This is a genomic window from Cytophagia bacterium CHB2 (assembly GCA_030263535.1).
Classification (GTDB): Bacteria; Zhuqueibacterota; Zhuqueibacteria; order Zhuqueibacterales; family Zhuqueibacteraceae; genus Coneutiohabitans.
Genome location: SZPB01000353.1, coordinates 1 through 6771, shown reverse-complemented (window position 1 = coordinate 6771; position 6771 = coordinate 1). Strand labels below are relative to the sequence as shown.

General features: G+C 52.5%; 5 protein-coding genes. All 5 read right to left on the bottom strand.

Features of this window, described 5'->3' with window-relative positions; all coding sequences use genetic code 11:
• Window positions 1-549 precede the first annotated feature (549 nt).
• Window positions 550-870, bottom strand: coding sequence for an arsenate reductase ArsC (locus FBQ85_24430; protein MDL1878279.1), 321 nt, complete (start codon window positions 868-870; stop codon window positions 550-552).
• Window positions 871-961: 91 nt separating this feature from the next.
• Window positions 962-1531 (bottom strand): sigma-70 family RNA polymerase sigma factor, encoded by a 570-nt coding sequence (locus tag FBQ85_24425; GenBank protein MDL1878278.1) that lies wholly within the window; start codon window positions 1529-1531, stop codon window positions 962-964.
• A gap of 443 nt (window positions 1532-1974) precedes the next feature.
• Window positions 1975-3093: a sigma-54-dependent Fis family transcriptional regulator gene (locus tag FBQ85_24420; protein ID MDL1878277.1), complete on the bottom strand. Its 1119-nt coding sequence runs from the start codon at window positions 3091-3093 to the stop codon at window positions 1975-1977.
• Between the two features lie 685 nt (window positions 3094-3778).
• The gene (locus tag FBQ85_24415) at window positions 3779-4912 is read right to left on the bottom strand and encodes a carotenoid 1,2-hydratase (GenBank protein ID MDL1878276.1); all 1134 of its coding nucleotides are present in this window, start codon (window positions 4910-4912) and stop codon (window positions 3779-3781) included.
• Between the two features lie 92 nt (window positions 4913-5004).
• On the bottom strand, window positions 5005-6771 hold a 1767-nt coding region (locus FBQ85_24410; GenBank protein MDL1878275.1), incomplete at its 5' end, for a hypothetical protein.

Below are 6771 nucleotides of genomic sequence, written 5' to 3'. Positions count from 1 at the left end.
CCGATTTCAGACCGGGGCGCGAAGGGATTTTTGCCGCATCCCAAAAGCAATAACAACAGGAGATATGTTTTTCGCATTGCTCTGCTCCTCAAACGCTTTGGGTTTCTTGATAGGGTTGCAGTGGTTCGTTCTCAACGATCGCTTCTTGCGGATTTTGAATGCAACCGGCGTGCAAAAACAAAAACAAGAAAACATACCAAAGAGCCGTTGTGACATTACGAAATTGTCGAAACATATCTTGCTCCAAGAGAACAAAAGGCCCATTCACACTCGCTCAGAGCGTAAACAGGCCTTGAATTCTTTATAAAAGAATTTTTCGTTGTGTGGCGGCGACAGTCGGGTAATGTCGTCAAGAACTTCATTTCACCCCGCTTTCTAATTTTGACGGAAGATAATAAGTTGGGGGGGGGGTAAAATGCAAGCGGAATTTTTATACTGTTTTTTCTTGACGAGGAAAAAAGCTCATTCCTCTCGAATCGCGCTGGCAATTGGAATCTGTTTCAAACGTTCTTCTTCTGTTCCCATGGCAGCAGAAGGCTCTTCAAAACTTCAATGCCACTGTGTTTCGTTCGCGGGAAAATAGGTGCATGTCTCGTTCGCGCTATCGCAAACGGTAATTACGTAGTCGAATTCCATATTCATGTATTTGTCGATATGATCCGCAGTGTGCCGTGAAATGTCGGTGCCTTTCTCTGCCATGGCCTTGATTGCCAGCGGATTGACGCGCGTCGCTTGCGTGCCTGCGCTGAAAACTTCATAACGATCGCCGGCGAGATGGCGCAACAGGCCCTCCGCCATCTGGCTGCATGCGGAGTGGTGTGTACAAATAAAAATGGCGCGTTTTTTTGACTGGCGTCCAAATTGAGCCATTGGGTGGTGTAAAAAATTTCTTGCAAGATAACCTGGACTTGTGAAAAGCTAAACGCTTGTCACAAAACGGTCTGCCGTTGTGCTCGCCCGATCAAGCAAAATTCTTGAGTTGTTTGCTGAGCCACGCCCTTGCCAGCCGCCAATCACGCCGCACAGTGGGCACGGAAACGCCAAGCACTTCGGCAATCTCTTCGTGTTTCAACCCGCCAAAGAACTGATACTCCACCACCCTGCTTTGACGCTCATTGAGGGTTGCCAATTCGGAAAGCGCTTCATCCAGCGCCACCAGTTCTTCGGCGCGCGCAGCGCGGGGCCCGGCTTGTTCATTGAAGGTCACCAGCGGCTGGCCGCCGCCGCGCTTTTCTGCGAGACGGCTGTGCGCGTAGCTGATCAAAATACGGCGCATGGCCTGCGCCGCGAGGGCGAAGAAATGCGCACGGTTCTGCCAGGTGACACGCCGCTGGTCGCTGAGTTTGAGATAGGCTTCATGAACCAAAGCCGTGGCGTTCAGCGTATGGCCGGCCCGCTCACCGCGCAGTTGCCGCTGCGCCATGGCGTGCAGTTTTTCATAAACCAGCGGCATGAGCGCATCCACCGCGGCGCGACGGCCGCCGCTCAGATCGAGAAGCAATTGCGTGATGTCAGTTTCTGCGTTGGGCATGACAGCTCAACTTGTTTTCCGCGAAATGGCTGTTCGGGTAATGATCATTTCAAATATCACCAAGCTCGGTGCTCTGTTACCCAAATTTGTAGGAGTGTTTCTTGAAGTGTCATTCCGCCAAGCAGGGTTTTGTGAAAAGCTCGGCATCAGGCCTGGAACGTCACCAGATTCTTCCAGAATGACAGGATGCTCATATAAACAAATGTAACAGTACTCTGGAATTGCTGCGATTGAAAGCCCCAAAGTAGGGTTTTCATCAGGCAGAAGCAACAGGGAAGCGCCAAACAGCGTTGGAGCAATTTGACCGGAAGCGGAATGTCGTGCAGCGCAAGCCGGTTTTCGTCCGAACGAAGTCCGGCTACCAAGGCAAATGTCGTTGGCCTGAAAACAAAAAAAGCCCGTCGCTCAACCAGCGCCAGGCTTTCTCGTTTCGCAGTCACAGCTCACGTATTCTTTTTCCAGGTGGGATGCGTGATGCTGTGGTAATTGATTTTGTAATTCAGCGCGCGCGGCGAGATGCCCAGCAATTGCGCCGCATCTTTCTGCACCCAGTTGCGCAATTCCAGCGCGCGCAAGATCGCTTCTTTCTCGATGACTTCGAGGTTGAGCGTGTCCAGCGAGATCAAATCACCGTCGTTTGAGCGGCGGCGATCCTTGCCGCCGGCGGCGAAGTAATCCTTGCCGGCCATCGACAAATCTTTCGGCTTGATCTCCTCCCCTTCTTCCGAAACCAGCACCGAGCGTTCCACCAAATTTTTCAGCTCGCGAATATTGCCCGGCCATTGGTGATTGGCAAGCAAATCCATGGTCTCTTCGGAGAAACCGCGGGTTTTCTTGCGAATCTCGCGGGAGAATTTGCGGCGGAAGAATTCGGCAATCAGCGGAATGTCCTCGCGGCGCTTGCGCAACGGCGGAATATGCAGCGTCACGACATTCAAACGGTAGTACAAATCCGCGCGAAAGTTGCCCATCTCGATCTCGGTCCACAGATCCTTGTTGGTGGCCGCGATCACCCGCACGTCGACTTCGATGGCGCGATTGCCGCCCAAACGCGTAAAGGTTTGGTCCTGCAACACGCGCAGGATTTTTGCCTGGGTGGAAAGGTGCATGTCGCCGATCTCGTCGAGAAAGAGCGTGCCCTCGTGCGATTGCTCGAACTTGCCGATGCGCGTTTGATAGGCGCCGGTGAATGCGCCTTTCTCGTGGCCGAAAAGCTCGCTTTCCAGCAAGTTTTCCGGCAACGCGGCGCAGTTGACCTTGACATAAGGTTTGGCAGCGCGGTGGCTGATAAACTGAATCAAGCCGGCAATGAGTTCTTTGCCGGTGCCGGTTTCGCCTTGAATCAGAATGGTGGCATTGCTTTTCGCCACTTTCTTGATCAGCGAAAAAATTTCTTTGATTTCCGGGCTGCGACTGACGAGGGGATAATGATAGTCGAAGCCGAAATTTTTACCCCACGAACTCTCCACGTCCGGTGGTATGCTATCCACCAGATCAAGTTCCTTCACGTCTACTGTTGTCACGATGCTCTCACCCGCTGGTTTGTCGCCGGCGATCTCCATCCTTGAGAGATTACCGGCCTCCTTCTGCCGTGCTTTGTGAGAAAGCCGGCAAGATCATTCCGCTCGACGACCTTGTCGAACGATCGATCAATTCCACATCATATGGATTGAGTTGGGGGGAGTGAACTGCCGATTTGCCGTGAACGATTGTGCTGATCGGCGCACTCGCATGCGACTCTTTGCTGGCATCGCCGCCACTCCATCATCGCGCAGGTGAGCAGCGAGGCTTCTGGTAAGCCGCTTACGATTTGGCAATCTCCATACCACGCGTCATTACAAATGCGTTTTGCCTTTCAAATGAATGGCAATTTTGTGAGACTGTCACAATTCGTAATCGGCTTTACAGATTTTCAATACCTTACACTTTCGAAATCATGCAAAGTCGCAGATAAGTTACAACGATCCGTTCACATTTTCAACGCATATTATGTAATTCAAAGCTCTTATATGATCCGCTATCGAACGGGTGTTTCACTGTGAGACACTTCGAGTTACATTTTGGTACCCACTCCACAAACAGGAGTATAGTAGCACCTAGCCCCTTCAAATGCGGAAATGAAATTGCCGCCTGCTGTATTTCTGCTGAAACGCCCGAGTTTCAAAAAAGGAAAAGCGTCCGAAAGGCGTGTTGGTGTGTGCTTGCACAATCGTAACCAGCAAGCTTGGAACAGATGCCCGAGATGACTTACAGCTTCGGCCGCGCTGAGGCCACATAGCCCGTCATCTCAAGATACCCTTTCCCGGTCACCTGCCGGCCGGCTTTGGTGCCGGTGGTATTGACATAACCTTCCCAGTAAACCACACCGGTGCTCTGTCGCGTGTCCAGCTCTTGATTCTCAACCGGGGTGGTGACGGAAAGCGCATAATCGGCAAAACGCAGTTTCCATGCAAGAGGATATTTGCTTTCGGGCATAATTTTACTTTGCCGCCAACCTCCGGGCTCGACTTCGAACTCACTCGCAGAAAGGTGACGCGTGGCGCCGCCCGGCAGAATCAGGGTTCCGGCAGAAAACGGCGAGGTCGCACCATTTGCCCGGCGCAGGCGATAAAGCATGATCGCCGTGGAATCCGACAAATGCAAGCTGAACCAATCCCAGCCGGCCATTTCGCCTGAATCGACGCCGGTGAAGAATTCATGATCCATCCAGCTCGCACCACTGACGCGCGCCGAATCCGCGCCGAGAACCAATTGCCCGGTCGTTTTGAGATTCGGCAAAGAATAATAATAGGAGGCTTCGCCCGGCTGCGCGCCTTTTTGAACCAGTCCGTTATTGCCGTGCAAAACCGGCGGAGTTGTGTGTTCCAACACAAATGCAATGCTGCCAAAGCCGCTGGCGGCCTGCAATTGCCAAAGCTTGCCCGCGCCCCGCGCCGACCAATCTCCAACAAAAGCGTGCAGCGAATCCCGGCTCGCGCCGGCAAGCTGCAACGCGCCGCGCGCGATTTTTTGATCGTAATAGAATTTTCTCTGGGCGATGTCGGTAATGCCAAAATGCGCGACATAGCCATCGCGGAAGGCCCAAGCCGATGCCCGGTTTGCCGGAGCAGGGGTCAAGGCATTGCGGAAAATGGCGAATTGATAGCCGAAAGCGCGGCCATCTTCACTTTGGAGATTGCCGGTGAAATACCACCATTCCGTGCGAAATTCCGGATGCTGGCCGTGATCGCGCGGGAATTGCCAGGCGCGGGGGGAGAGGGCCTGAATAAATGAGGCTTTTGATTTCTGTTTTTCCCGCGTATCAGCTTGAGTTGGCCGGCCAACCGAAGCAAGCGCCAAAGCCCAGGCAACGATTCCGAGAAGGCTCAAAAAAATTTTCATCAGCGATCCTATAAAATAAAAACGCCCGCCCCGGTCTGGGGCGAGCGCGGAATATAACCGTCAAAAGCAATGCGGTCAATTCAAATCTGAGGCTATCTCACCATCGCCAATTTCTTCCACTCGCGAAACTCGCCGGCGATGATTTGATAAAAATAAACGCCCGCCGGCGTGAGTTGGCCGGTTTGATCTTTGCCGTCCCAGATCATCTCATGATAACCCGCGGCCATGGGCCGGTCAACCAAGCGCCGCATTTCCAGGCCCATGAGATCGAAAATCACCAACTGCACTTGCGTTGCTTCTGGAAGTCCAAAGCGAATGCTGGTAGCGAGGTTCTGTTGTGAGCTTTGCATCGAGCGATTGAAGGGATTGGGATAATTTTGCGACAGGGAGAAAACCTCGGGCAGCGAAGCGCTTTCTTCTGCAACCGGTGCGGAAGCTTTGTTGAAGCCCTCTTCGACATAATGCGTGTCATAAACGATTTGGCCGTTGCTGGTGACTTTCACTTGCAGTTCCATATCCACCGGCAGCATTTGCCGGGTATATTGCTGCGAGGTGCCGGCGACGCCAGACCAGTTGGGTTCACCCGCTTCGCGGAATCGCCATTCGTAAGTGTACGAGCCATTGCCGCCGGAGGGATTGGCTGTCCAGGTGCCCAATGCTTTCCATTCCAACATCGTAGGCCCCGTGATGGTAACTGAGGGAGGATTCAAAATGCCACGAAGAGTGTAGGCATAAGTGACGCTACCTGGGGCGACAGGATACCAGCCGATATATTGGCCAGTTGCAGCAACACGCTTCTCATAGATGTAGCTTACCAATTGGCAGCTATTCATTGCTTCAGTCCCTGCTACGATGCCCGTATAAGTGTAACCCAATTGCGCTGTGCTCGACGGCCATTTCACCCGGCCGTTTGAGCCGGTCCTTCGCCCCCAAATTACTGGAACGGAAGTGAAGGCTTCTGACCACGTGACAGTCTTGACGACTTTGAAGCGTTTATAGGTATAGCCATCGCCAGGGTTCACGGTAAAATTCTCATTCGTAGCAGTGCCGCCTGTGGCTGTTCTTTGAAATTCCGTATATCCGGCACCTGTAAGCAAGTCAAGGCCTTTGCGCATTTTGATGTAACCGTAACCAAAGGCACTATTCCAATTTGGATATGTTGTACCGGAAGCGCGAATAATTGCCTCGACTTTTTCAAAGCTGGCAGTCGGAGCAACTGAGAGAATAAGCCCGGCAAAACCGGAAACAAAAGGCGCAGAGCATGAAGTGCCATCAAAGCTGCGGTATTTCCCCAAACTCATTCGCGCCGTTGTCCAATGTGCCGTGCCTGGCGCCATCACGTCAATCCAAGGGCCGAGATTGGAACCCCAAGTATAATCTAAAGACGAATCTATTCTTTGACCTGTAAACTCAATCGCACCGACGGAAATAACGCTGTTATCATACGCCGCCGGCCAAAAAGCAGCACCGGTATTCGAATTTCCCATAGCGCACACCGCGATTGTGCCGACATTGTAAGCCTCTGTAATAGCAAAACGCAGGAGATTGGATTCGTCTGCATTCGTGGCTAAACTCATATTGAGAACTTCCGCGTCTTGCGTCACGGCAGCCCACTGAATGCCGTCGGCGAGATTGGCTATCGTGAAATCGCCCGCTTGATCGATGACTTTGACGGGAAGCAATTTGAAACCATAAGGCGACTCGCCCCAGCCGCCTCCGATGCCGGCGATTTTATGATCCTCGCCGTCGTCGTTGTTTGTCAAAGCGCCGATGATGCCGGAGGTTGCGGTGCCGTGTGAAGTAGAACGATCATCTATGGGATTACTGTCATCGTTCACAAAATCATATCCTGTAACAAT